Origin of the sequence: Reyranella aquatilis, from assembly GCF_020880995.1 — a bacterium.
In the GTDB taxonomy this organism is placed as follows: domain Bacteria; phylum Pseudomonadota; class Alphaproteobacteria; order Reyranellales; family Reyranellaceae; genus Reyranella; species Reyranella aquatilis.
The window spans coordinates 59,115-82,455 of record NZ_JAJISD010000015.1 but is presented as its reverse complement, the minus strand read 5'-3'; the positions used below and the strand labels follow the sequence as shown (position 1 = coordinate 82,455).

The window sequence follows — 23,341 nt, the reverse complement described above, 5'->3', positions numbered from 1 at the left end:
GGCCCTCGCTACTTACTGCTTAGTGCGTCTTGCCGCCCTTGGCGCTGGTCGCCGGCAGATCCTTGCCGAAGCAGCGCTGATAGTATTCGGCGAGCGTGCTGCGCTCGACCTCGTCGCACTTGTTCAGGAAGGTGAGACGGAAGGCAAAGCCCACGTCGCCCCCGAAGATGCGCGCGTTCTCGGCCCAGGTGATCACCGTACGCGGCGACATGACGGTCGAGATGTCGCCGGCGATGAAGCCCGCGCGGGTGAGTTCGGCCAGGGCCACCATGGCGGCGATGGTCTTGCGGCCCTCGTCGCTGTTGTAGTGCGGCGTCTTGGCGGCGACGATGTTCACTTCCTGCTCGTGCGGCAGGTAGTTCAGCGTCGTCACGATCGACCAGCGGTCCATCTGGCCCTGGTTGATCTGCTGCGTGCCGTGATAGAGGCCCGTCGTGTCGCCGAGGCCGACCGTGTTGGCGGTCGAGAACAGGCGGAACGCCGGGTGCGGATGGATGACCTTGTTCTGGTCGAGCAGGGTCAGCTTGCCGTCGACCTCGAGCACGCGCTGGATCACGAACATCACGTCGGCGCGGCCGGCGTCGTATTCGTCGAACACCAGGGCGGTCGGGTTCTGCAGGGCCCAGGGCAGGATGCCTTCGCGGAACTCGGTGACCTGCTTGCCGTCGCGAAGGACGATCGCGTCCTTGCCGATCAGGTCGATGCGCGAGATGTGGCTGTCGAGGTTGACGCGCAGGCAGGGCCAGTTGAGGCGCGACGCGACCTGCTCGATGTGGGTCGATTTGCCGGTGCCGTGATAGCCCTGGACCATGACGCGGCGGTTGTGGGCGAAGCCCGCGAGGATCGCCATCGTCGTGTCGTGATCGAACAGGTAGGCGTCATCCACCTCGGGAACGTGCTCGGTCGGGGCGCTGAACGCCGGGACTTCCATGTCCGTGTCGATCCCGAAAACCTGGCGCGCAGAAACCTTGATATCCGGCATGCCCGACACATTCTGGCGGGCCGCGGTCGTCGTAGAGGCCATCACACGAATTCCTACAAAACAATGCCCGCCAATTGCGGGCAGAACGATAGTCGCAGGCGGGATTGTGCGCTGCAAGCGGCCAAATGCACGGACAGCCCCAAGCAGGGCTAATCAGTCGGCCGGAAGGTGCTCCGAGGCCCGCAGAGTGGAATAGGCGGCGTTGATTTCCTTGAGCTTTTCCTCCGCCTCCCGGGCCCCGCCGTTGGCGTCGGGGTGATGCAGCTTCACCAGTTCCTTGTAGCGGGATTTCACGACTTTCCGGGTCAGCGGCCAGGAAAGCTCAAGGACGTCCATGGCATTGCGCTCGGCCGGGGTCAGCTGCTCGCTGCCGTCGTACTTGGGCGGCGGCTTTTCCCCCAGTCCGGCATCGTCGGCCAGCCCCAGCGGGTCCTTGATGTGGGCATAGGGATTTCCGTTGCGGCGGGCACCCAGCGGCCAGACGGGGCGACGCCACGTCGTGTCGGCGCGGATGTGGGCCTCGATCTGGTCGGGCTCGAGACCGGCGAAGTAGTCCCACTTCTTGTTGTAGTCGCGCACATGCTCGAGGCAGAACCAGCGATACTCGTCGAGCTTGTCGCGGGCGCGGGGCGCACGATATTGACCCTCCAGGCGACAGCCCGGAGCCTCGCAGACGCGCTGGTGCGGCTTCGCACCATCCATTGCAGCCAGTGGGTTCGCTCGCCGTCGGGCCATCGGGCTAATATGTGTTCAAGGACGGGACCCGGCAAGAGAAGCCGGCGGAAGAGGTGAGACGGTCATGGGCAAGGTGGCGACGACGATCGACAGCAAGCTCCGCGAGGCATTCTCTCCGGTGCGGCTGGCCATCGAGGACGAATCCTCCAAGCATCACGGCCATGCCGGGTGGCGCGAGGGGGGCGAGACGCATTTCCGCGTGGAAATCGTGTCGCAGGCCTTCGAGGGCAAGACCCGCGTGGCGCGCCAGCGCCTGGTCTATGCCGCTCTCAAGGCCGAACTCGATGCCGGCCTGCACGCGCTCGCGATGGAAACGCTGACGCCGGCCGAAGACGCAAAGCGCTAGCCTTCCATCTCCACGTCCTTGCCCTCGACGGCGGCGCGCACCGCCTCGGCGTCTGGGCCGGTGTAGAAGTGCGGCACCCAGCGCTTCGTGACCTCGCTGTCGGACGCCCAGCTGTGGCAGGTGTCCAGCATGTAGGGTTTGCGGGGTGGCTTGGGCGCCGCGTTCGGGTCCTTGGGCGGCAGGGTACCCGTCTTCTCGCGATGCGCCCGGTTGAGGTCGCGTGCCTTCTTCGACGAGACGGTCTGGAAGGCGGTGGTCGCCACGGGGCCCAGCAGCTCGACGATATGCGTGCAGCCTTGCACGCCGCCCAGCCGCTCGCGCACCGCGCGGTGGAAACCGCCGCCGATGCGCAGGCCGATCAGTTTCCGGAAGGCCGGCGCGATGTCGCCGCACATCCTGTACGGCGAACTGTCGGTGACCGCCTCGGCATCGACGATCGTGAAGGTATGATCGATCGTCAGGCGGATCGACATGTCGTGCACGAAGTCGCCGGGCTTCAGCGGCCCGCGCCATTCGTTGGCGTGTTCGTAGGTCTTCTCGTCGGTGATCCGGCCTTCGATGTCCCACAGCCCGTCGTCGCGGAAAAAGCCCTGGCAGACGACGCGGCGCGTATGAAGGTGCTGTCGCCCGATCGGTGGCGAAAGCGGCATGGTGGTTCCCCGCTGTGTCAGGTGGAGGTCAATTGCCCGCCTGTATGGCGGCGGGCGGCACGATCCGCAACTCGGCGATGCGCGTGCCCTCGCGCTTCAAAATCTCGAAGCGGAAACCGTAGAATGCATAAACCTGCCCCACTTCCGGGATGCGGCGCGCCTCGTGCAGCACCAGTCCGGCGATGGTCGTGGCGACGCCTTCGGGGAGGCCCCAGCCGAATTCCCGGTTGAGGTCGCGGATCGGCACGTCGCCCTGACAGACCATGCTGCCGTCGTCGCGACGCGCGACGCCGCGGCGGATGGCGTCGTGCTCGTCTTCGATGTCGCCGACGATCTCCTCGATGATGTCCTCGAGGGTCACGATGCCGCGCAGGGCGCCATACTCGTCGACCACGATCGCAAAATGCTCGTGGCGGGCGCGGAACGCCTCGAGCTGGTCGAACAGCACCGTCGATTCGGGAATGAACCACGGCGCTGTCATGATCGCATCGATCTTCACCGCGGCCGGATCGCCGGCGGCCTTCACGGCGCGGAACAGGTCCTTGGCATGGACGACGCCGACCACGTTATCGGCCTCGCCGCGATAGAGCGGGATGCGCGTGTAGGGCGCCGCCAGCATCTGGGTCACGATGGCGTCGGTGGTCTGGTCGGCATCGATCAGAACGACATTGCCGCGATGGGTCATCACGTCGCCCACGGTGCGGTCACCGAGGTCGAGCACCGACCGCAGCATCGCCTTCTCCGCCGGTGCGCTGTCGCCCTCCTGTCCCTCGCCATGCAGCTCGATGGCGCCGCGCAGCGCGTCGCTCTGCTCCTCCGCGTCCGGGGTGCGGTCCGTCCGCACGTTCATCAGGCGCAGGAAGAAGCGCGAGATCCAGGCGACCCCGCGCGCCAGCGGCCCCAGGATGGTGAGCGTCACCATGATCGACGGTGCCAGCGCCAGCGCCACGCGGTCGGCGCGCAGCAGGGCCCAGGTCTTGGGCATCACCTCGGCGAAGATCACGATCAGCACGCCGATCGCCAGGGTGGCGTAGACCACACCGGCGGCGCCGAACAGCGCCGTCAGCACCGCTGTCGAGAGCGATGCGGAGAAGATGTTCACTACGTTGTTGCCCAGCAGCACCGCGCTCACCGCCTCGTCCTTGCGGTCGAGCAGGGCGTTGACGATCGCCGCCCGGGGATGCCCCTGCTGCGCGAGGCGATGCATGCGCGGGCGCGAGGCGCCGGTGATCGCGGTTTCCGCCGCCGACAGGTAGGCGGCCAGCAGGAGACAGACGACGACGAGCGGGATCGCGAAGGAAAGCGGAATGTCGAAATGCAGCTCGGCGTCCATGCCGCTCCTAGGCCGCGATGGCGTCGTCGAGCAGACCGCGCAGGCCCGTCTCGTCGACGTCGCGGGTGACGAAGGATTTGCCGATGCCGCGCGCCAGCACGAAGGTGAGCTTGCCACCCTCGGCCTTCTTGTCGCCGCGCATGTGCTCGATCAGCCTCGCCGCATCCCAGGTGCGGCTGTTGTCGCCGCCGATGGTGCGCAGTCGAACCGGAAGTCCGACGCTGCCGAGATGATGGCGCACGCGCTCTGCATCGGCCGCGGGGCAGAGACCCAGCCGGGCCGACAGGTCGAAGGCCATCGCCATGCCCGCGCCGACCGCCTCGCCGTGCAGCAGGGTCGCGCCGAAGCCGGTCTCGGCTTCCAATGCATGGCCGAACGTGTGCCCGAGGTTGAGGAGGGCGCGCAGGTCGGTGGTCTCGCGCTCGTCGGCGGCCACGATGCGCGCCTTGGAGAGGCAGCTCTGTTCGATGGCGTAGGTTCGTGCCGCGGCATCGCCTGCCAGCACCTTTTCCCCGTTGGCCTCGCACCAGGCGAAGAAGTCGGGATCGTCGATCAGCCCGTACTTCGCGACCTCGGCGTAGCCCGCCAGGAGTTCGCGGCGCGGCAGCGTATCGAGCACGGTCGTGTCGGCCAGCACCAGGCGCGGCTGGTAGAAGGCCCCGACCAGGTTCTTGCCATGACGGGTGTTGATGCCGGTCTTGCCGCCGACCGAGGAATCGACCTGCGCCAGCAGCGTCGTCGGCACCTGGATGAAGTCGACGCCGCGCAGCAGCACGGCTGCGGCGAAACCCGTCAGGTCGCCGACCACGCCGCCGCCCAGCGCGACCAGCGTGGTCTTGCGGTCGGGACGGCGGTCGAGCAGCTCGTTCATCAGCCGGCCGAAGCTCGCGAAGTCCTTGCTGCTCTCGCCGGCCGGCACCGTGACTGTCTCGGTCTTGACGCCTGCCTTCGCGAAGGAGGCGGCGAGGCGCGCGCCATAGAGCGGCTCGACCGTGTCGTCGCTCACGATCGTGACCCGCGGCGCGGCCAGCAATGGCCGCGACAGCTCGCCCGCGCGGTCGATCAGGCCGGGGCCGATCGCGATGTCATAGGCGCGGCCCGCCAGGTCGACGCGGATGGTACGGGGCGAACTCATGCGGTCTGTCCTGTCGTCTGGGACTGCAGATGCGCGCGGAGGGCGTCGATCACCTGCTCGGTCGTGCGCTCGGCCGGCTGGGCGGTCGAATCGACCACGATGTCGGCCTCGGCGTAGATCGGGTAGCGCTGCTGCATGAGCCGCGCGAGGATTTCCTTCGGGTCGCCCTGGCGCAGCAGCGGCCGGTGGGTGCGCTTCTTCACACGGTCGAACAGCACGTCGAGCTCGGCGCGAAGCCAGACGGTGAGGGCCCGGGCCTTCATCAGGCTTCGGGTTTCGGGATCCATATAGGCGCCGCCGCCGGTCGACAGGACGCGTGGCGTTTCTTCGAGCAACCGGGCAATCACCCGCCGCTCGCCGGCGCGGAACTCCTGCTCGCCATAGCGTTCGAAGAATTCAGAGATGGTGCAGCCGGCTGCGCGCTCGATCTCGTCGTCGGCATCGACGAACGGGAGGCCGAGCCGTGCCGCCAGTCGTTTGCCGATGGCGCTCTTGCCCGCGCCCATCAGGCCCACGAGGGCCACGGTGCGCGGCAAGGACAGGGGAGAAGGGGCGTCCATGGCGGGCTGCCCATCCATGTCGCCCATTATGCCCGTGGTTTCAAGCGATTGGCTGCGGCGCGGCGTAGGGAGGCGACTAGGCAATTGCCGCTCTGGAGGAGGGCGGGTAGGTTGCCCGGGTCGTGCCCCTGTTCCGCTCCAGAAACCGATTCAACGTGCCCAACCTTCGCATCGGGCCCATCATCGCCGTGGCCGTGGCGACGCTGCTGGTCGCCGGGCTGGTGGCGCTCGCAGTGGTGGAGCCGCGCCCGCCGCTCAAGCGCTTCGAAGTCCCGGTTCCGAATGAACGTCTTGCGCGGTAGCTGCGGCTTCTTGGCCGCGGTACTTGCCGCCGCGACGTTCCTCCTCCCCGTTTCATGGTCCCCGCCGGCGCGGGCGCAGGTCCCGGACTTCGACAGGGGCCCCAGTGGCTTCCTCACCCCCACCACCGGCGGCATGCCGGCCGATGCCTGGAACGGCACCACGCTGGCCACGGCCAAGCGGCTCGTCTCCGCCCTGCCGGCGGCCCCGCGCAGCCGGGCGCTGCGTGACCTGCAGTTCAAGGTGCTGGTGAGCCAGCTGAATGCGCCGTCACCGGACGGCAGCCCGCCGCCCGGCCTGTTCGCCCGCAAGGTCGACCGGCTGGCGGCCATGGGCGAAGCCGAGAACCTGAACGAGATGGTGCGCAGCGTCGGCGCCTATGCCGATCCCGCGCTCGCGGCGACGACCGTCAACGCCCTGATGATGGCCGGCGAGAAGGCCTCGGCCTGCCAGATCGTCCGCACCGCCCGGCTGTCCGAGCCGTTCGCGCGCCGTGCCGACACCGTTTGCAAGCTGGTGGCCGGCGACAATGCCGGCGCGCTGTCGGCCGCCCTGCCGCTGAAGAGCGGCGATCCGGCCTTCTACAAGCTTGTCGAGATCGCCGCCGAGGGCCTGTCGCCCACAGCGCCGCCGCCGGGCCAGATCGACGGGCCGGCGATGGTCATGCTCGACCTCGCCTTCGTCCAGCCTTCGGCCGCGACCCTGCGGACCACACAGCCGCCGCTGATGCGCTCGCTGGTCGCGCACCGCACGCTGCCGGTGCCGACGCGGCTCGAGATCGCCGAGCGTGGCGAGGCTCTGGCCATCGTCGAGGCCTCGAAGCTGGGAGACCTCTATCTCGACGCGGTGCGCGACAAGGTCGTCCTGCCGGCACCGATGACCCGCCGGGCTCGGCTCGTCGCGGCGGCGCGCGGCGCCCGGAACGCACAGCAGCTGATCAGCGCGATTGCCACCGTCTATGGCGAGGAGCGCGGCGGCCCGCTCTTTCCCACGATCGCGCGCGCCAGTGCGGGGGCGCTGATGAACGTTGCGCCCAAACCCGAGTATGCCGGCGTGGCGCAGGAGGTCATGCGCGGCCTGCTGCTGCTGGGCGATCGCCAGCAGACGCGGGCCTGGACCCGCCTCGCGCTCTCCGCCGCCTTCAACGATGCGCGGGCGATGGGCTCTCTGGAACGATTGCTGCCGCTGATGGCCATTGCGGGCGTCGATGACGCCAAGCGGCTGCCGCCGGAGGATATCAATCGCTGGTACGAGCTGATCGCCCGGGAGAACCCCGCCCAGGCGCAGGTGCGTGGCTACCTGCTGCTCGAACTGTTCCGCGCCATCGGCTTCGACATTCCCGCCAAGTCGACGACGCTGCCGGAGACGCCTGGCAATGCGCGGCTGGTCTCGCCGCCGGCGGCGACGATGCAGGCCCTGCAGGCGGCCGGGACCGGGAAGCGGCGCGCCGAGGCCGCGTTGCTGTCGTCCATCGCGATCGGCGAGACGCCACTCATCGAGCTGCATCCCGCAGCGGCCGGCGCGATCGTGCGGGCGCTGCGGCAGGTCGGCGAGGACCATACGGGGAGGCTGTTCGCGGTGGAGATCGCGATCGCCCACGGGCTGTGAAGCGCAAGCCCGCCTTCGGCCATGCGCGCGAGGTGCTGGCCTTCCTCGAGATGCTGCAGGCCGAACGCGGCGCCTCGAAGAACACGCTGCTCGCCTATGGGGCCGACCTGGCCGACCTCCAGGCGTTCCTGACGCGTCGCAAGCAGGGCCCGCTGACGGCCGATGCGACGGCACTGCGCGCCTACCTGAAGTCGCTCGACTATGTCGGCATGACGCCGCGCACGGTGGCGCGCCGGCTCTCGGTGATGCGCCAGTTCTTCCGCTTCCTGCTGGCCGAGCGGCTGCGCGAGGACGATCCGGCGAGCACGCTCGATTCGCCGCGGCTGGGTCGGCCGCTGCCCAAGGTGTTGTCGCGCGAGGAGGTCGACCGCCTGATCGATGCAGCGCGTGCCCGGGACGCGGTCGATGGCGGACGCATGGCGACCCTGCTCGAAATCCTCTACGCCGCCGGCCTGCGGGTGTCGGAGCTGGTCAGCCTTCCATTGTCCGCCGTCGAACGCGATCCGTCGATGCTGCTGGTGCGCGGCAAGGGCGACAAGGAGCGGCTGGTGCCGCTGTCGGACCCGGCGCGCCTCGCGATCGTGGCCTGGCTGCACATGCGGCGCGGCCAGCTGGCCGAGGGCGAGACCTCGCGCTTCCTGTTTCCCTCACGCGGCCGCACCGGCCACCTCACGCGCCAGCGGTTCGCGCAGCTCCTCAAGGAGGCGGCGCTGGGGGCCGGGATCGATCCCGCGCGCGTGTCGCCGCATGTGCTGCGCCATGCCTTCGCCAGCCACCTGCTGGCCGGCGGCGCCGATCTGCGCTCGGTGCAATTGATGCTGGGGCATGCAGATATCGCCACTACCCAGATCTACACGCATGTGCTCGACGAGAAGCTGAGATCGTTGGTTCAGGAGCACCATCCGCTGGCCCGGCGAAAGCGGCGGCCGGCCGGTTGACAGGATTCGGCGAGCGGGCGACACCTGACCTTCAATGACGACTTACCTCGACTTCGAGAAGCCGATCGCGGAGCTGGAAGGCAAGATCGCCGAGCTCCGTCATCTGCCCAATTCCGGCGACGTGGACATCGCCGAGGAAGTCATGCGCCTGCAGGACAAGGCGCATAAGCAGATCCGCGCGACCTACGCCAAGCTCACGCCGTGGCAGCGCGTCCAGGTGGCGCGCCATGCCGAGCGGCCGCACGCGCAGGCCTATATCGACCGGCTGATCACCGACTACACGCCGCTGGCCGGCGACCGCGCGTTCGGCGAGGACGCCGCCATCGTGGGCGGCATGGGCCGCCTGCAGGGGCGCAGCATCGTGGTGCTGGGCCAGCAGAAGGGCGACGACACCGAATCGCGCATCAAGCACAATTTCGGCATGGCGAGGCCCGAGGGCTATCGCAAGGCGCAGCGCCTGATGCGGCTGGCCGACCGGTTCAAGCTGCCGGTGCTCACGCTCGTCGACACGCCGGGCGCCTATCCCGGCATCGAGGCCGAGGCGCGCGGCCAGGCGGAAGCCATCGCCAGCTCGATCGAGACCTGCCTGGGCTTGGGCGTGCCGTTGGTCAGCGTCGTGATCGGCGAGGGCGGCTCGGGCGGCGCACTCGCCATCGCCTCGTCGGACCGCGTCTACATGCTGGAGAACTCGGTCTATTCGGTGATCACGCCGGAAGGCTGCGCCTCGATCCTGTGGCGCAACAACGCCAATGCGCAGGACGCCGCCGAGGCGATGAAGGTGACCGCCGCCGACCTGAAGAAGCTCGACGTGATCGACGAGGTGATCCCCGAGCCGATGGGCGGCGCCCATCGCGCACCCGACGAAACGATCGACGTCGTGGGTCGTGTGGTCGGCGAAGCCATCGCCGAGCTCGCGAAGCTCGACGGCGACACGCTGCGCCAGCGGCGCCAGGACAAGTTCCTGGCGATGGGCAAGAAGGGCCTCTGACGGCCTTGCCGCTCCGCCTCAGCGTTCTCGACCAGTCGCCGATCCGCAAGGGCGGCACGCCGGCCGAAGCCGTGCGCGACACGCTGGAACTGGCGCAGCTCTGCGACCGGCTGGGCTACACGCGCTACTGGCTGGCCGAGCATCACAGCAGCGAGGCGCTCGCCGGCTCCACGCCCGAGGTGCTGATCACGCGCGTCGCTGGCCTGACCGAACGCATGCGGATCGGCTCGGGCGGCGTGATGCTGCCGCACTACAGCGCCTTCAAGGTGGCGGAGAATTTCCGCATGCTCGAGACGCTGTTCCCCGGCCGCATCGATGTCGGCATCGGCCGCGCGCCCGGCAGCGACCAGCAGACGATGCGCATCCTGGCCGACGGCAAGCCCAACTGGAGCAATGCCGACAAGTATCCCTACCAGGTGCGCGATCTGGTGGCCTGGCTGCATGACGCACTGCCGCTCAACCACGAGGGCACCGGCATCGTGGCCCAGCCGAGCGGCGAGACGGCGCCCGACGTGTGGCTGCTGGGATCGAGCGACGACAGTGCAGCGCTCGCGGCGCATTTCGGACTGCCTTTCTGCTTTGCGCACTTCATCAATCCCGACGGCGGCGACGGCGTCACGCGCGCCTATCGCGCCCACTTCAAGCCCTCGTCGCTGCACGCAAAGCCGATGCCGCTGATGGCGATCTCGGTGCTCTGCGCGGAGACCGATGAGGAAGCCGACATTCTGTCGCGCAGCCGCGAGGTCTGGGCGATGCGCCTGCGCACGCTCGGCAATCCCGGGCCGGTGCCGCCGGTCGAGGAAGCGCTGGAAGCCGCAAAGCAGCCCGGCGCCGAGCGCTGGCTGCCGGCGCTTCGCCGCCGCTCGGTGGTCGGCTCGCCCAAGACGGTCCGTGCCGGTCTCGAACGCCACGCCGCCGCCTACGAGGTCGACGAGATCATGGCGGTGACGATCTGCTACGACTTCGAGAAGCGGAAGCGGTCGTATGAGTTGCTGGCGGAAGAGTTCGGGTTGAGCTGAGAGGGCGCAACCCGCACTACCTCATCCAGAGGAGCGGCCGCAGGCCGTGTCTCGAAGGATGGGCAACGAGCGGGGTGCGCGTGCCCATGCTTCGAGACGGCTGCTGTGCAGCCTCCTCAGCATGAGGCTTTTGGGTGGGCGCGCTGGGTCTTTTCCTTAAAGCCCCGCCAGAGGGAAGCCCTTGCCCCTGCCGTTCTGCGGCCGGCGCTTCTCGATCATCGCGCGGGCCTCGCTCGCGCGGCCGGCTTTCACCATCGCCGAGGTCACGACGTATTCCAGCAGGTCGCGTTGGGCGCGGCTGCCGCCCAGCCGCTCGTGGGTGGCGAGCAGCGGCTCGATCTCGGCGATCGCGCGCGTCCAGTCGCCCTGCGCATAGGCCTCGAAGCCGCGCGCCATCGGTTGCAGCATGTCGGCCGTAGCGCCCTTCGGGGCCTCGATGAATTTTGCCAGCGCCGCGCCGTCGCCCGCCATCGCATAGGCAAGCACCGTGTGCATGTCGACGAAGCCGAGGCCCGGGCGGCCGAACCATTTGGTGTTGTAGTCCGCGATCTCGCGCCAGCGGGCGGCCTGGCGCGGCTCGCCCGCCATCTCGGCGCGAGCGAGGAAGGCGACGCAATCGGTCGCGACGTTGACCTGCGGCCCCCAGGCGACGGCCGGGCTCAGCGCCTCGTCGTAGATACGCCAGGCCTCTTCCCTGCGGCCGGTCTCCATCGACCACAGCGCCAGGTGCCAGTTGTTGTGGACGTGCATCAGCCCGTCCCGCGAATAGTCCTTCATCCACTCCGTCAGAAAGGCGAGGCCGGCCTCGCGCTCGCCCAGTTCGTAGAAGAGATGGCCGCGGATATGCGCGGCGTGCGCGCTCCTGGGGAAAGCCTCCAGCGCGGCATCGATGTTGCGCCGGCCTTCGTCGAGCTTCTGCAGCTCGATCTGTGCGAAGGCCAGCTGCGTGCGGTACCACCAGTCGTCGCCGTAGTGCTTCTCGAAGGGTTCGAGCAGGGCGAGCTGGTCGACCTCGCGCCCCGTCTTGCCGGAAAAGCCGATCAGGCCGAACACGCTGGTCGCCGGCGCGAGCGCCATGGCGTCGCGCGGCCATTCCTTCATGTGCTCGCGGATCGCGTCGAGCGCCGCAGCGCCCTGGCCGGTCAGGATCTTCTCGAAGATCGCGATCTGGCTCTGCTCGCGCGGGCTGGCGCCGGCGGCCAGTTCCTTCGCGCGCGCGAGCGGCGCCTTGGCCTCGTGTCCGCGGCCCAGCAGCTGCTTGGCGCGGGCGAGCGAGATGTGTCCGAGGGCGAAGTTCTCGTCGGCTTCGACGGACTTCTGGAAGGCCGTGTCCATGCCGGGCGTCGCCGCCATCAGGCTCTCGACGCCGGCGAGGTAGGCGTCGCGCGCCGCGGCCGACTGCGTGCCGAGTTCGTTGCCGTAGCGATCCTGCAGAGCCATCACTTCTCCTTGCCCGCCGTGGGATCCCACATTGGCGAGGCCATGGTTTCGCTGAAATTCTTGAACATCAGGTTGAACGAGATGCTGATGCGCTCGCTCTGCCCGTCATTGGCCGGCACCGTGTGCTTGAGCCACGAGGGAAAGATCACCATGCGGCCCTCCTTGCTGGGCGCATTGGCGCCGTTGGCGGTGAGGCGGGTGTACTGGCGCGGCTTGGGCATGATCATCGAGGCCTGGCCGCGCGGATCCTGGAACAGGATCTGCGAGCCGCCCGCGGGGATCGAGACGTAGTATACGCCGCTCAGATAGTTGTTCGGATGATGGTGCATCGGATGGTAGGCGCCGGGCGGATTGACGTTCGCCCAGCAGCCGGTGATCGCCATCGGATACTGATCGACCTGCAGGAAGCGGGCGACGCCGCGTCCCGCCGTCTCGACCAGTTTCGCGAACTCCGCGAAGGCCGGCCGCGTGTGCAGGTCCTGCGGCGTCTGCCAGTTGCTGCCGGCGGGAACCTTGGGGCGGGGCGAGATCAGCCGCTCGATCTCGGCCTTCAGTTTCGCATTGAGGGTGGCCGCGGCGGCCGGCTGGAGATCCACGATCCACAAGGGGGTCGGGAAGATCTCCTGCACTTCCTGCTTCTCGATCATGGCAGCCAATATATCGCGCGATTGCCCGATTGTCCGTTCGGTGGTCCAATCCGCCGCATAACAAGGGCTTGGGAGAAAACAGCCGATGACCCTGTCGATCCATGCCGTGACGCCCGACTTCGTGGCCGAAGTCGGGGACGTCGCCCTGAACCAGGTCTCGCCCGAGGATCTCGCCGCGATCCGCGAGGCTTTCACCAAGTATGCGGTCCTGGTCTTTCCCGACCAGGAATTCGACGACGACGGCCAGCTCGACTTCGCGCGCAGCTTCGGACCACTCGAGACCACGGTGTTCATGGCGCGCAAGGGCCACAATCTGCGTCTGCACAAGAACCTGGCCGATGTCGGCAATCTCGACGCCGAGAACCGCATCCTCGAAACCAACAACCGCCAGCGCCTCTACAATCTCGGCAACCGGCTGTGGCACACGGATTCATCGTTCAAGCGCCTGCCGGCCTACTGCTCGATGCTGCATGCGCGCTCGATCCCGCCGATCGGCGGACACACCGAGTTCGCCGACATGCGCGCCGCCTACGATGCGCTTCCCGATGCCACCAAGCGGCGCCTCGAAGGGCTGGTCGCCGAGCATTCGATCATGACTTCGCGCGGCAAGCTCGGCTTCAAGGACTTCGATGAAGGCGAACGCGAGGCCTTTGCACCCGTGCCGCAGGTGCTGGTGCGCCGGCTGCAGGACTCGGGCCGCATGAGCCTCTACATCGCCAGCCATGCCGGCTCGATCCGTGGCATGGCCGACGAGGAGGCCCGCCAGCTTCTCGACGAACTGACCGCACACGCGACGCAGCGCCAGTTCGTGCACGCCCATCGCTGGCGCGTGAAGGACCTGGTGATGTGGGACAACCGCTGCACCATGCATCGCGGCATGGAGTTCGACGACCAGCGCTACAAGCGCGACATGCGCCGCGCGACGGTCTCCGACATCGCCCCGACATGCGAGCAGATGGGCCTGGCCGTCGCCGCGGAGTGATTCGTGCGTCATCCCCTCACCTGACCTCTCCCCCTAGCGAGGGAGAGGAACATGAAACTCAAACTCCTCTCCCCCGCTAGGGGTAGAGGTTGGGTGAGGAGGCAGCGCACTCCCATCGGAAAGATCGGCCAGGCTGATCGCAGAGCCCAAAGGAAGCTTCCATGACCATCGACATCGAACCGCTCAAGAAGGAACTTGGCCGCAAGATCGAGGACGAGGACGTCGTCACGCAGGCGCCACTCAAGGCGATGATCGCGACCTTCGACCGCGACGACAAGGTGCCGGCGGACGGCGAGGCGATCGCGCCGGGCTGGCATCTCTGCTTCCTGCATTCGTATGCGCGCCGCAACGTGCTGGCCGAGGACGGGCTGCCGACCGAGGGTGGCGTGCTGCCGAAGATCCCGTTGCCGCGCCGCATGTATGCCGGCTCGACCTTCACGTTCGACGGCGACATCCGTGTCGGCGACAAGCTCCGCCGCGAGACGGAGTTCTCCGACGTCCAGCTCAGAGGCGGCGGCACCGGCAGCCTGATCGTCACCAGCCAGACCCGCCGCATCTACACCCCGCGCGGACTCGCCGTGACCGAGGTGGCGAACACGGTGTTCCGCGAGGAGGTGAAAGCGGGTGAGAAGAGCGGTGTGCCGGTGCGCGAGGCCGCACCGACCGATGTGCCGTGGCGGCGCACCATCAAGGCCGACCCGGTGATGCTCTTCCGCTACTCCGCCATCACCTTCAACCCGCACCGCATCCACTACGACCGCACCTACTGCATCGAGACCGAGGGCTATCCCGGCCTGGTGGTGCACGGGCCTTTCGCCCAGCAGTGCCTGTTCGACCTGCTGCGCGACCACAATCCGGGGCGGCCGATCAAGACCTTCGCCATTCGTGCGCGCGCACCGCTGTTCGACACCGCGCCGTTCGACGCGATCGGCCGGCCGACGGCCGACGGCAAGGGGGCGGAACTCTGGACGGTGACCCCTGCGGGCACGATCGCGGCGCAGGCCACGGCGACCTTCGCCTAGACCAGAAGAGGGCATGCAAGCACCGCCCCTGCCGCGGTTCCTGATCCCGCGGCTGCCGTTCTTCTATGGTTGGGTGGTGCTGGGCTGCATCTGCCTCGCGGGCTTCGCGCGGCAGGGGCCGGCGGTGGCGGTGCTGTCGATCTTCGTGGTGCCGATGACCGACGCGTTCGGCTGGTCGCGCACGGAGATGTCGGGCGCGGTCTCGCTGGGCGGCGTGCTGGCCGCCATCATCTCGCCGGTCATCGGCCCGTTCGTCGACCGCCGTGGTGCGCGCCTCGTGCTCTGCCTCGCGGTCGCCGGCACCGGCATCGCCTGCATGGCGCTGTCGCTCGTTCAGTCGCTGCTGCTTTTCTATCTGCTGTTCTGCTTCGCCCGCATGATCTGGGCCGGACCGTTCGACCTCGGCCTCTACAGCGCGCTCAACAACTGGTTCGTGACGCGGCGAGGCATCGCGGCGTCGTTCGCCACGCTCGCGCAGATGTCGGGACTGGTCGGGCTGCCGCTGATTGCACAGTTCGCCATAAGTGGCGCCGACTGGCGTGCGGGCTGGATCGCGGTCGGCGCCACGGTGCTGCTGGTCGGCTTCGTGCCGTGCTGGCTCCTGCTGGTCCGAAAGCCCGAGGATGTCGGCCTGCAGCCCGATCGACTGGCCGACGGCAAGACGCCACCGCCGGTCGAGCCGCGCTGGAGCCGGGCTCAGGCGATGCGCACGCCGGCCTTCTGGCTGCTCTCGCTCTACACAGTCTTCATCTTCCCCGTGCAGGCCGGCGTCAGTCTGCACAATGCGCCGCACCTGATCGAGCGCGGCCTCACGCCGGTGGCGGCGGCCTCGGTGATCGCCTTCGTGGCCATGCTCTCGGGTGCGTCGAGCTTCGGCATCGGCTTCCTGCCGCGCGGCTGGCCGGTGCGCTTCCTGATGGCCGCCTGTGCCACGTTCATGGCTCTCGGCGCCTTCGGGCTGATCTTCGTCTCAAGCGTCGAAACCGCGATGGCGGCCGCGGGTCTGTTCGGCATCGGCATGGGCGGCGTCATGCTGCTGCTGCCGGTCGCCTGGGCGGACTATTTCGGGCGCGAGAGCTACGGCGCGATCCGCGGCGTGGCGCTGTCGCTGCAGGTGACGGCGCAGGCCGCCGGACCGCTGGCGTCGGGCCTGCTGCGCGACTGGAGCGGCACCTACACCGATTCGCTGCTTCTGTTCGGCACGCTGGCGTCGCTCGCGGTGATGGCGGCGCTGGCGACCCGCAAGCCGCGTTCGCTCGCTTTCTAGTCGTTCGCCGCGCCGTAGCGCAGGGGGCGGAAGAAGGCTCTGATGTCCTCGACCAGCATGTCCGGTTCCTCGAGCGCGGCGAAGTGGCCGCCGCTCGGCATGATCGTGTGACGGCGCAGGTTGAAGGCGCGCTCGATCCATTCTCTCGGCGGTGCCGGCGCGATGTCGGCGGGGAAGGCGGCGAAGCCGGTCGGCGTCTCGACCTTCGCGCCTTCCGGCAGGGCGCGCGGCTTCTGCTCGGTGACGCCGCGATAGAGCCAGGTCGAGGTGCCGGCGGTGCCAGTCAGCCAGTAGACCATGATGTTGTCGAGCAGCGTGTCCATCGAGAAACGCTTCAGCGGATCGCCGCCGCAGTCGCTCCACGCCTGGAACTTCTCGACGATCCACGACGCGAGGCCAACCGGTGAATCGGTGAGCGCGACGCCCAGAGTCTGCGGCCGTGTGGCGTGGATGCGCTGGTAGGCAGTCTTGTCGTCGAGCGCGGAGCCCATCTTCGCCAGCCAGGCCTGCTCGTCGGCGCTGAGCGTCGCGGTCTTGAGATCGATGCCGGGCCGCAATCCCATCATGTTGAGATGGACGCCGAGCACGCCGGCCTCGTCCTTCAAGGGGTGATCGAAGGCCAGCCAGGAGGACACGACCGCACCCCAGTCGCCGCCCTGCACGCCATAGGGCCGGCCGTAGTTCAGCTTCTCCGTGACGAGCCGATGCCACAGGCCGGCGATGGCGCGCGGGCCGATTGGGCCCACAGTGCCGTCGGCGCGGATCGGCGGGCCGGAGAAGCCGTAGCCCGGCAGCGAGGGCACGATGACGTCGAAGGCGTCGAGCGGGTCGCCGCCATGCTCCTCGGGATGGGCGAGCACGTCGATCAGGTGCAGGAACTCGACGATCGATCCCGGCCAGCCGTGCGTCACGACCAGCGGCAGCGGGCGCGGCGCATCCTCGACCTCGGTGCCGGGTTCGCGGATGAAATGGATCCGCTGCGGCCCGATGTCGACCAGGTAGTTGGGCCACTGATTGATCGTCTCCTGGCAGCGCTGCCAGTCGTAGCCGTGGCGCCAGTAGTCGACCAGGTCGGCGAGGAAGGCGGGATCGGTGCCGGCGGCCCAGCTGCCGCCGTCTTCGAGGACGGTGGGCGGGCGCCAGCGGCGCAGGCGTTCGTCGAGATCGATCAGCGCCCGCTCGGGAATGTCGACCTTGAAGGGCTCGGGAGTGTCGTAGCGCGTGTCGGCCATGCCCGCAGGCGTAGCGCGGAACTCACCCTTCCAGCAAATCGCGCTTCAGCCGTTCGCGCGCCGCGGCGTCCAGGCCCAGGGCCTTCTCGGCGAAGTCCTCCGGTGTGCCGAAGTCGTCGCGCACCACGTCGAAGGCGGCCTCGAGGTAGGGGGTGCGCGCCTCGATGATGGCGGCGCGGGTGTCGATGTCGAGTTCGGGGTAGCGGCCGATATGGCCGGTCCACAGGTCGTTGGTGCGAAGGTAGTCCTCCATCACTGTCTCCCAGGGAACGCCCAGCAAGGTGAGGAGGAGGGCCGAGGCGAAGCCGGTGCGGTCCTTGCCGGCGGTGCAGTGGAACACCAGCGGCCGGTGCTCACCGTCGCTCAGGGTCGCGAACAGGGTGCGGAAGCCCGGCGCGCAGCGGCGCGGATAGTCGCGATAATGGTCCGTGAGGAACTGCATCATGATGTGCGGATTGGCCGACCCGTCGGCCACCGCGCCGCGGATCTTGTCGCCGACGCCGGGCTCGATGTGGGCGCCGACGATGCGACAGGCCAGGCCGTCGATCAGATGCGGAGTCTCAGCGGCTTCGTTGACGCCCCGCAGGTCGACGATGGTGCGCACGCCAAGCTTGCCCAGCGCGCTGCGGTCCTCGTCGGTCAGGCCGCCGAGATGGGCGGAACGGAACACCGCGTTGCGGCGGACGGTGCGGCCGTCGGCAGTCTTGTAGCCGCCGAGGTCGCGGAAGTTGGAGCCGCCCTTGAGGTGAAGGACGTAGGGGAGAACAGTGTCGGGCATGGGTGTGGTTCTAGCACGCCCTGCCGCCGCCGATCATGTCGATTGCGGGTCAGAATTTTTGCGCCAGCGTCACGAAGAAGGCGCGACGCATTCCGTACTGCGGTGCGCCCACGCCGACGCCCTCGCCGGTGCGCAACTGATAGATGCCGTCGGTCACGTTGATCGCATCGAGGCGGATCTGCGTGCCCTTGCTGCCGCTGATCGGCACCTTCTGCGTCACCGACAGGTTCAGCGTGGCATAGGCCGGCAGGGACGTGTCGTTGGGCGTCACGATGCTGGTGCGCAGGCCGCTGCCGAACAGCATGTCGGCCGAGACGCGCGTGGCCCATTCGCTGCCGGAATTGAAGATGTAGGCGGCGCCGGCGGATCCGGTCCAGCCCTGGTCGTGGTCGGCGGCGATCCAGTAGTTGCCGATATAGGAGAGATCGCCCGGCGAGAAATTGTACTGCGCCGAGGTGATGTTGGTGGCGCTGACCTTGGACCAGGCGAGGTTGCCGTAGAGCGACCACGGGCCCTTGTCGTAGTTGGCGTAGAGTTCGAAGCCCTTCACCTGGGCGTTCGCGTAGTTGAAGGAGGCGAGCTGGATGGGCGCCCCGAACTGGCCTTTGTCGAGATAGTTTTCCGCGAACTTGTAGTAGCCGGCAAAGCCGACGGTCAGGCCGTCGAGCGGCTTCACCGTCAGGCCGACGTCGAAATAGTCGGACCGCTCCGCCTTCACCGGATCGTTCTGGAAGTTCTCCGGCTCGGCGGTGGTGCCGGTACGGACGGCGAGCGAGCCGAAGCCGACCTGGTTGAGCGGCGCGGGCACGAAGTAGCGCGAGTACCCGGCACGCATGCTGATCTGAGGCGTCGGCTCCCAGACGACGTTGATGCGGGGGCTGACCTGGTTCTCCGAGGTCTGGCCGGAGATCGCGTCGAAGCGCGCGCCGAAGTTCACCGTGACGGTCGGCGTCACCTTCCATTCGTCCTGTAGATAGACGCTGTAGGTCCAGCCGACGATTTCCGACCCGTCGGTGAAGCCCACGGGATCGGTACCGGGGATCAGCGCCGTCGGATCGTTGGGATCGGGGACGAGGGGCAGCGCATTGTTCTGGCTGTAGCTCGTGACCCGTTCGCGCTGCACGAGGAAGCCGCCGCGCAGCGTGTGGCTGGGGGCGATCTTCCAACTCGCATCGCCTTGAGCGCCCACCGCGAAGCTCGACCGTTGCGACCAGGGGGCGAGCCCGTTGTAGAGCAGGTCGCCCAGCGCATCCGGCTGGTAGGAGAGCTTGGAGTAGCGTGCAAAGCCGGAGAGCTGAAGGTTGAAGTCCTGGTAGCTCTTCTGCAGCGAGGCGATGCCGAAATAAGTGTCTTCCCACTGGCGCTGATCGAGAATCGCGCTGTTCCAGTCGGAGATGCCGTTGACGGTGAAGGCCGGGACCTGTCCCGGCACGTTCGGGATCTGGTAGCGCGCGCTGGCGCCGCCGCCGATGAAGCTGAGGCGCGTGTTCTCGTCCACAAGGGCTGTGAGCTTTGCCAGCGCATACCATTGCGCGGTGTCGTCGTGCAGCGGCGCCGTCGACGAAGTCGGGTTCTCGATGCCGATGCTGTTGCTGACATACTGGCCGACGGCGAAATAGTCGAACTTGTCGGAGCGGCCGCCGTACTGCAGCGCGGGCTGCAGCCAGTTGTAGGAGCCCGTCATCATCGAGGCTTCGCCCCCGGGATTGGTCGTGCCGGATTTCACCGTGATGTCGACCACGCCCGCGGTGCGCAGGCCGTACTGGGCGGGCAGCGCGCCGGTGATCAGCGACAGCTGGTCGGCGAAGCGCGGCGAGAGAATGCTGCTGAACAGCGCCAGGCCCTCCGGCAGCTGCACGCCGTCGAGCCGGTACTGCAGGCTGCCGTGGTCGCCGCGAACATGGATCTGGCCGAAACCGTCCTGCACCACGCCCGGGGCGCGCAGCAGCACCTGGTTCAGCGTCGCATTCTCGCCCAGTGGTGTGTTGCTGATCGCCGTCTTGCTGAAGTCGTAGCGCGTGGCGCCGAGGCTGGGCTGGATCTCGGCGCGCTCGCGGTCGAGGCGCTGGCCGACCACCTCGATGGCGAGGGAGCCCGATGGATCCGGCGCGGCCGGCGCCGGGGACCCGGGCTGCGCTTCGACGGGAGGCTGGGCCGCGGGAGCGGACGGCTGTGAGGTTTGCGCCGAAGCCGGATGGGCCGCGGAGAGACCTGCGGCCAGAGCCAGTGCCGATACGCCGATCCGCTTCATCCGAAGTCTCCCCACACCAACGCCACCAACGTTATACCATAATGTGTTATATTATAACATCGTTCGGCGTCAATCGATAGGGCGCGGGCAGGAGCCGGTGTATTCAGGTTCCATGAGTCTCGAGATGCGAAGCGGCGGGCCCGGCCGGTCGCCACAGTGGATCGTCGTCGCCTGCTGCGTGCTGATCGTCGCGATCGTGTTGGGCTACACCGCCGTCAATGCGGTGGTCCGGCCGGTCATCTGGTCCGATAGCGGCTGGGGCCTGCTGGGCTGGGACCTGCGTCACGGCCTGCCCTGGAACCACTGGGCCTCGCCTGATCCCCAGGACATCACGAAGGACATCTCGACCTTCATGTCGATCTGGTCGCCCGGCCAGCATGTCGTGCCGGGTGTCCTGGAGGCGCTGGGCCTCAGCCTCGGTCACGCGGTGATCGCGACCGTCGCGGTCTTCTCGGTGATCGGGTTGCTCGGGTGGTGGGTGCTCTACCGCGCCTTCGGCTTTCCGCCGCATGTCATCGCGATCTCGCTGGCGCTGATCGTCTGCAGCCGCGGCTTCGCCTTTCCCTTCGTGATCTTCATCGGCGGCGAAATCCTGCTGTTCGGCATCGCGCCGTGGTTCCTGCTTCTCGTGTGGCGGCTGCGCGCGCTGCGCTGGTTCGCGGTGCCGCCGTTGGTGCTGGGCACGGCGGTGATGTTCTTCGCCAAGCTCTCCGCCGTCGTCCTCGCCTGCGCGGCCATCTCGGCAGCGGTGCTCTCAGGGCCGCATCCGTGGCGGGACCGGAACGACACGGTGCGCCGCGGCGCGATGGCGGCGCTCGCCATCGCGATCGTCGGCATCGCCCTCTACTACGGCTGGTATTCGCGCGGCTGGACGGCGGCCTCGACGATGGCATCGATCCAGTGGTCGGTGTTCGTCACCCACGGCATTTTCATCCTGAGCTGCGTGTGGGGCGCCGCGCTCTCGTTCGGCGAGATGTGGAACTTCATCCTGCTCCACCCCAGCCGCGCGATCTTCGGCTCGCAGCTTGCGGTGGGCTACATCCTCGCGCTGCCGGCGGCGGTCACGCTGTTCGTGACGGTATGGCAACTGCGCAGGCCCCATCGCGACTATCTGGTCTTCGCGGGCCTGACGACGCTGGCCTATGGCACCGTCTTTCTGCTGCTGTGGGCGCGCGGCGCCACGATCGGCCAGGAGGAGCGCTACTTCCGCCCCGTGTCGCTGCTGCTGCTGGTCGGTGCGGTGCAGGCCTTCCTGATCGTGCCGAGCCGGCTGCTGCGGCTGGCGGGAGTCATGATGGCCGTGGTCGGCATGCTCTACGGCCTCGCGGCCCACGCCAGGCATGTCTTCGTCAATCTCGGCCATCCGCTGGGCGTGCGCGACTTCCGGCACTCCACGGCCAACGACGCGGTCGTGAAGTTCATCCGCACGATCGACGTGCCGGCACCCGACCGCGGCTCGACCCTGATCTTCGTGCCGTCGCCCGAGATCGGCCTCGAGGTGCGCAACGTCCGCGTCATGGCAAACCATGCCGACTTCTGGGCGATCGAGGACATGCGGAACCTCAAGTTCCGCGGCCGCGTGCCGCGCCTCTACATCATCGTGCAGCAGAGGCTGGTCGGCGAGGGCAAGGCAAAGGCGATGATGGAACAGTTCGTCGACTACAAGCCGTCGGAGTGGAAGGAGAAGCCGCTCGACGGCTTCGTCTGCTTCTACGTCGTCGACTGAGGCGCGCGCGCCGTGGAGTGCACGTAGAGGGAGTCGGCCACCGGGGCCAGCCACGGCGCGCGGCGCAGAAGTTCGGAGAGCCCGACGATCGCGCGGTGGTGCGGCAGAAAGTTCTCCGAATCCCGCGCCTGGATTCCCAGGCCGAAGAAGCCGTCGATGGCGAGATGCGACGGCCCGATCGCCGCTTCGAAGGCCCGCAGCAGTTCGCCGGGCGTCCAGTAGCGTACGTCGAATGGGCGGGCCGGCGTCCAGGTCTTGCGTAGCTGATGGTAGAGCGAGCGGATGCCGTAGCGGTTGGGCATCTGGATCATGCCCGTGCCACCCGCCGCGAGGATGCGTCCGACCTCGGCCAGGATCCGGCGCGCCTGGTCCTTGCTGAAATGCTGGACGACGGAATAGCTGAAGGCGACGTCGAACGCGCCGTCGGCGAAGGGCAGCCGGCGGGCGTCGGCGCACAGGAAGTCCGCCTCGACGCCCAGTTGCCGGCAGACGCGGCGGGCGATCACCAGGCGGCCGAAATTGTGGTCGATGCCGGTGACGCGATAGCCCTTGCGGGCCGCCGCGACCGACCAGCGCCCCCAGGCGCAGCCGATGTCGAGCAGCCGCCGCCCCTCGCCGTCGGGCAGGCGCAGTTCCGGGATGGGATAGGTGGTGAAGCGGTCGCGTGCGGCATGGAACATCGCGCCACTGGTGGCCCCCTGTATCTCGCGCACGAAAGGATGGAGGGCGGTCGGCGGCGGTGTCGCGCCATCGTCGAGCGCGAGGTCCTCTGCCCGTTCGTCTTCGTCGAGGGCGCGGGCGACGGAAACATGCATCGCCGCGCCGTCGTCCAGCACCAGAACCGGTATGCCGCCGCACACGGGGAAGTGATGCCCCTGCTCGCAGGTCAGCCGATCGCTGGTGGCCGAGAGGCGCGTGCGGTCGCGCGGGCAGACCAGCGCGGCCACTACTTCGGGGCGCACGGCCAGGTCTGTTCGAGGGCCTCGCTCGCCAGCTGGATGAAGTTCTCGTGCAGGCGCGCGGGTATGGCGTTGATGTAGCTGACGACACCGCGCACCAGCAGCCGGCGCGTGGCAATGGCGGGCAGGCAGATGTTCTGGTTCGTGACCTGCAACGTGTCGATGATGCCCGCGCACACGCCGGCGATCAGCAGTCGCGAGGTCGGAATGGGATCGAGCAGGAAGGCCTCGCAGCCGAGCATGATGTAGTTGGCCGAACTGGTGTCCTGCTGCGCGCGCGCGCCGAGCGAGCCGAGCGGAGAGGCGAGGGAAAGACCCACGAGAATTGCGAGAACGCGTGTCAGTTTCATGCGCCAGTCTTCTCTAGGCGCCGCATCGGCGCGGCGCGAATGATACCGCGGCCGGCGGTCATCGGAACAGGCTTTGACCGGCGCCGAGCGGGC

The 23,341-nt window shown here is 68.1% G+C and carries 23 protein-coding genes; 10 read left to right on the top strand and 13 right to left on the bottom strand.

Features of this window, described 5'->3' with window-relative positions:
* Positions 1-19: 19 nt before the first annotated feature.
* Positions 20-1,024 carry a cobaltochelatase subunit CobS gene (gene cobS / locus LJ725_RS26470; protein ID WP_230553958.1) on the bottom strand — a complete coding sequence of 335 codons (1,005 nt, stop codon included), beginning with the start codon at positions 1,022-1,024 and terminating at the stop codon, positions 20-22.
* Between the two features lie 111 nt (positions 1,025-1,135).
* A complete protein-coding gene (locus LJ725_RS26465; RefSeq protein WP_230553957.1) occupies positions 1,136-1,684 on the bottom strand; it encodes a J domain-containing protein in 549 nt (182 codons plus the stop codon).
* 97 nt (positions 1,685-1,781) lie between these two features.
* Between LJ725_RS26465 and LJ725_RS26460 the strand changes: the two genes are divergently transcribed.
* Entirely contained in the window at positions 1,782-2,063 is a 282-nt protein-coding gene (locus tag LJ725_RS26460; RefSeq protein ID WP_230553956.1) for a BolA family protein, read from the top strand.
* Here LJ725_RS26460 and LJ725_RS26455 read toward each other — a convergent pair.
* The 4 genes from LJ725_RS26455 to LJ725_RS26440 are packed head-to-tail and all read right to left on the bottom strand — an operon-like array spanning position 2,060 to position 5,741.
* A complete protein-coding gene (locus tag LJ725_RS26455; protein ID WP_230553955.1) occupies positions 2,060-2,713 on the bottom strand; it encodes a DUF2889 domain-containing protein in 654 nt (217 codons plus the stop codon). The two genes, LJ725_RS26460 and LJ725_RS26455, sit on opposite strands and share 4 nt — an antisense overlap.
* A 28-nt stretch (positions 2,714-2,741) precedes the next feature.
* Complete coding sequence (locus LJ725_RS26450; protein WP_230553954.1) at positions 2,742-4,046, bottom strand: HlyC/CorC family transporter; 1,305 nt, start codon at positions 4,044-4,046, stop codon at positions 2,742-2,744.
* A 7-nt stretch (positions 4,047-4,053) separates the two neighbouring features.
* On the bottom strand, positions 4,054-5,181 hold the full coding sequence (gene aroB / locus LJ725_RS26445; protein ID WP_230553953.1) for a 3-dehydroquinate synthase: 1,128 nt from the start codon (positions 5,179-5,181) through the stop codon (positions 4,054-4,056).
* Positions 5,178-5,741 (bottom strand): shikimate kinase, encoded by a 564-nt coding sequence (locus LJ725_RS26440; RefSeq protein ID WP_230553952.1) that lies wholly within the window; start codon positions 5,739-5,741, stop codon positions 5,178-5,180. The genes aroB and LJ725_RS26440 overlap by 4 nt, the downstream gene beginning before the upstream one ends.
* Before the next feature lie 122 nt (positions 5,742-5,863).
* Between LJ725_RS26440 and LJ725_RS26435 the strand changes: the two genes are divergently transcribed.
* From LJ725_RS26435 to LJ725_RS26415, 5 genes are read left to right on the top strand one after another with little or no spacing between them, the layout of a single operon-like run.
* Positions 5,864-6,043 carry a hypothetical protein gene (locus tag LJ725_RS26435; protein ID WP_230553951.1) on the top strand — a complete coding sequence of 60 codons (180 nt, stop codon included), beginning with the start codon at positions 5,864-5,866 and terminating at the stop codon, positions 6,041-6,043.
* Between the two features lie 10 nt (positions 6,044-6,053).
* A complete protein-coding gene (locus LJ725_RS26430) occupies positions 6,054-7,649 on the top strand; it encodes a hypothetical protein (protein WP_230553950.1) in 1,596 nt (531 codons plus the stop codon).
* Positions 7,646-8,587: a site-specific tyrosine recombinase XerD gene (locus LJ725_RS26425; RefSeq protein ID WP_230553949.1), complete on the top strand. Its 942-nt coding sequence runs from the start codon at positions 7,646-7,648 to the stop codon at positions 8,585-8,587. Before LJ725_RS26430 ends, LJ725_RS26425 begins: the two co-directional genes overlap by 4 nt.
* 34 nt (positions 8,588-8,621) lie before the next feature.
* Positions 8,622-9,575: an acetyl-CoA carboxylase carboxyltransferase subunit alpha gene (locus LJ725_RS26420; protein WP_230553948.1), complete on the top strand. Its 954-nt coding sequence runs from the start codon at positions 8,622-8,624 to the stop codon at positions 9,573-9,575.
* A gap of 5 nt (positions 9,576-9,580) precedes the next feature.
* Positions 9,581-10,594: an LLM class flavin-dependent oxidoreductase gene (locus LJ725_RS26415; RefSeq protein ID WP_230553947.1), complete on the top strand. Its 1,014-nt coding sequence runs from the start codon at positions 9,581-9,583 to the stop codon at positions 10,592-10,594.
* Positions 10,595-10,750: 156 nt separating this feature from the next.
* Here LJ725_RS26415 and LJ725_RS26410 read toward each other — a convergent pair whose 3' ends face one another.
* Together LJ725_RS26410 and LJ725_RS26405 are read right to left on the bottom strand one after the other, a co-directional pair.
* The gene (locus tag LJ725_RS26410; protein WP_230553946.1) at positions 10,751-12,034 is read right to left on the bottom strand and encodes a tetratricopeptide repeat protein; all 1,284 of its coding nucleotides are present in this window, start codon (positions 12,032-12,034) and stop codon (positions 10,751-10,753) included.
* Positions 12,034-12,681 carry a TIGR02466 family protein gene (locus LJ725_RS26405; RefSeq protein WP_230553945.1) on the bottom strand — a complete coding sequence of 216 codons (648 nt, stop codon included), beginning with the start codon at positions 12,679-12,681 and terminating at the stop codon, positions 12,034-12,036. The genes LJ725_RS26410 and LJ725_RS26405 overlap by 1 nt, the downstream gene beginning before the upstream one ends.
* An 85-nt stretch (positions 12,682-12,766) precedes the next feature.
* Here LJ725_RS26405 and LJ725_RS26400 point away from each other — a divergent pair, with 85 nt between their 5' ends.
* From LJ725_RS26400 to LJ725_RS26390, 3 genes are all read left to right on the top strand, one after another.
* Positions 12,767-13,663: a TauD/TfdA dioxygenase family protein gene (locus LJ725_RS26400; protein ID WP_230553944.1), complete on the top strand. Its 897-nt coding sequence runs from the start codon at positions 12,767-12,769 to the stop codon at positions 13,661-13,663.
* 161 nt (positions 13,664-13,824) lie between these two features.
* Positions 13,825-14,685: an FAS1-like dehydratase domain-containing protein gene (locus LJ725_RS26395; RefSeq protein WP_230553943.1), complete on the top strand. Its 861-nt coding sequence runs from the start codon at positions 13,825-13,827 to the stop codon at positions 14,683-14,685.
* Between the two features lie 13 nt (positions 14,686-14,698).
* Positions 14,699-15,952, top strand: a complete 1,254-nt coding sequence (locus tag LJ725_RS26390; protein ID WP_230553942.1) for an MFS transporter — start codon at positions 14,699-14,701, stop codon at positions 15,950-15,952.
* On the opposite strand, the gene LJ725_RS26385 is transcribed toward LJ725_RS26390, so the two are convergent.
* The 3 genes from LJ725_RS26385 to LJ725_RS26375 are packed head-to-tail and all read right to left on the bottom strand — an operon-like array spanning position 15,949 to position 20,213.
* Positions 15,949-17,184, bottom strand: coding sequence for an epoxide hydrolase family protein (locus LJ725_RS26385; RefSeq protein WP_230553941.1), 1,236 nt, complete (start codon positions 17,182-17,184; stop codon positions 15,949-15,951). The two genes, LJ725_RS26390 and LJ725_RS26385, sit on opposite strands and share 4 nt — an antisense overlap.
* A gap of 22 nt (positions 17,185-17,206) precedes the next feature.
* Positions 17,207-17,962: a tyrosine-protein phosphatase gene (locus LJ725_RS26380; RefSeq protein WP_230553940.1), complete on the bottom strand. Its 756-nt coding sequence runs from the start codon at positions 17,960-17,962 to the stop codon at positions 17,207-17,209.
* Positions 17,963-18,011: 49 nt separating this feature from the next.
* Positions 18,012-20,213: a TonB-dependent receptor gene (locus LJ725_RS26375; RefSeq protein ID WP_230553939.1), complete on the bottom strand. Its 2,202-nt coding sequence runs from the start codon at positions 20,211-20,213 to the stop codon at positions 18,012-18,014.
* A gap of 112 nt (positions 20,214-20,325) precedes the next feature.
* Between LJ725_RS26375 and LJ725_RS26370 the strand changes: the two genes are divergently transcribed.
* Positions 20,326-21,939, top strand: a complete 1,614-nt coding sequence (locus LJ725_RS26370) for a hypothetical protein (protein WP_230553938.1) — start codon at positions 20,326-20,328, stop codon at positions 21,937-21,939.
* Here the strand turns inward: LJ725_RS26370 and LJ725_RS26365 are convergent.
* Positions 21,924-22,901, bottom strand: a complete 978-nt coding sequence (locus LJ725_RS26365) for a class I SAM-dependent methyltransferase (protein ID WP_230553937.1) — start codon at positions 22,899-22,901, stop codon at positions 21,924-21,926. The genes LJ725_RS26370 and LJ725_RS26365 overlap by 16 nt on opposite strands.
* Entirely contained in the window at positions 22,886-23,248 is a 363-nt protein-coding gene (locus LJ725_RS26360; RefSeq protein WP_230553936.1) for a Rap1a/Tai family immunity protein, read from the bottom strand. Before LJ725_RS26360 ends, LJ725_RS26365 begins: the two co-directional genes overlap by 16 nt.
* Positions 23,249-23,341: the final 93 nt, after the last annotated feature.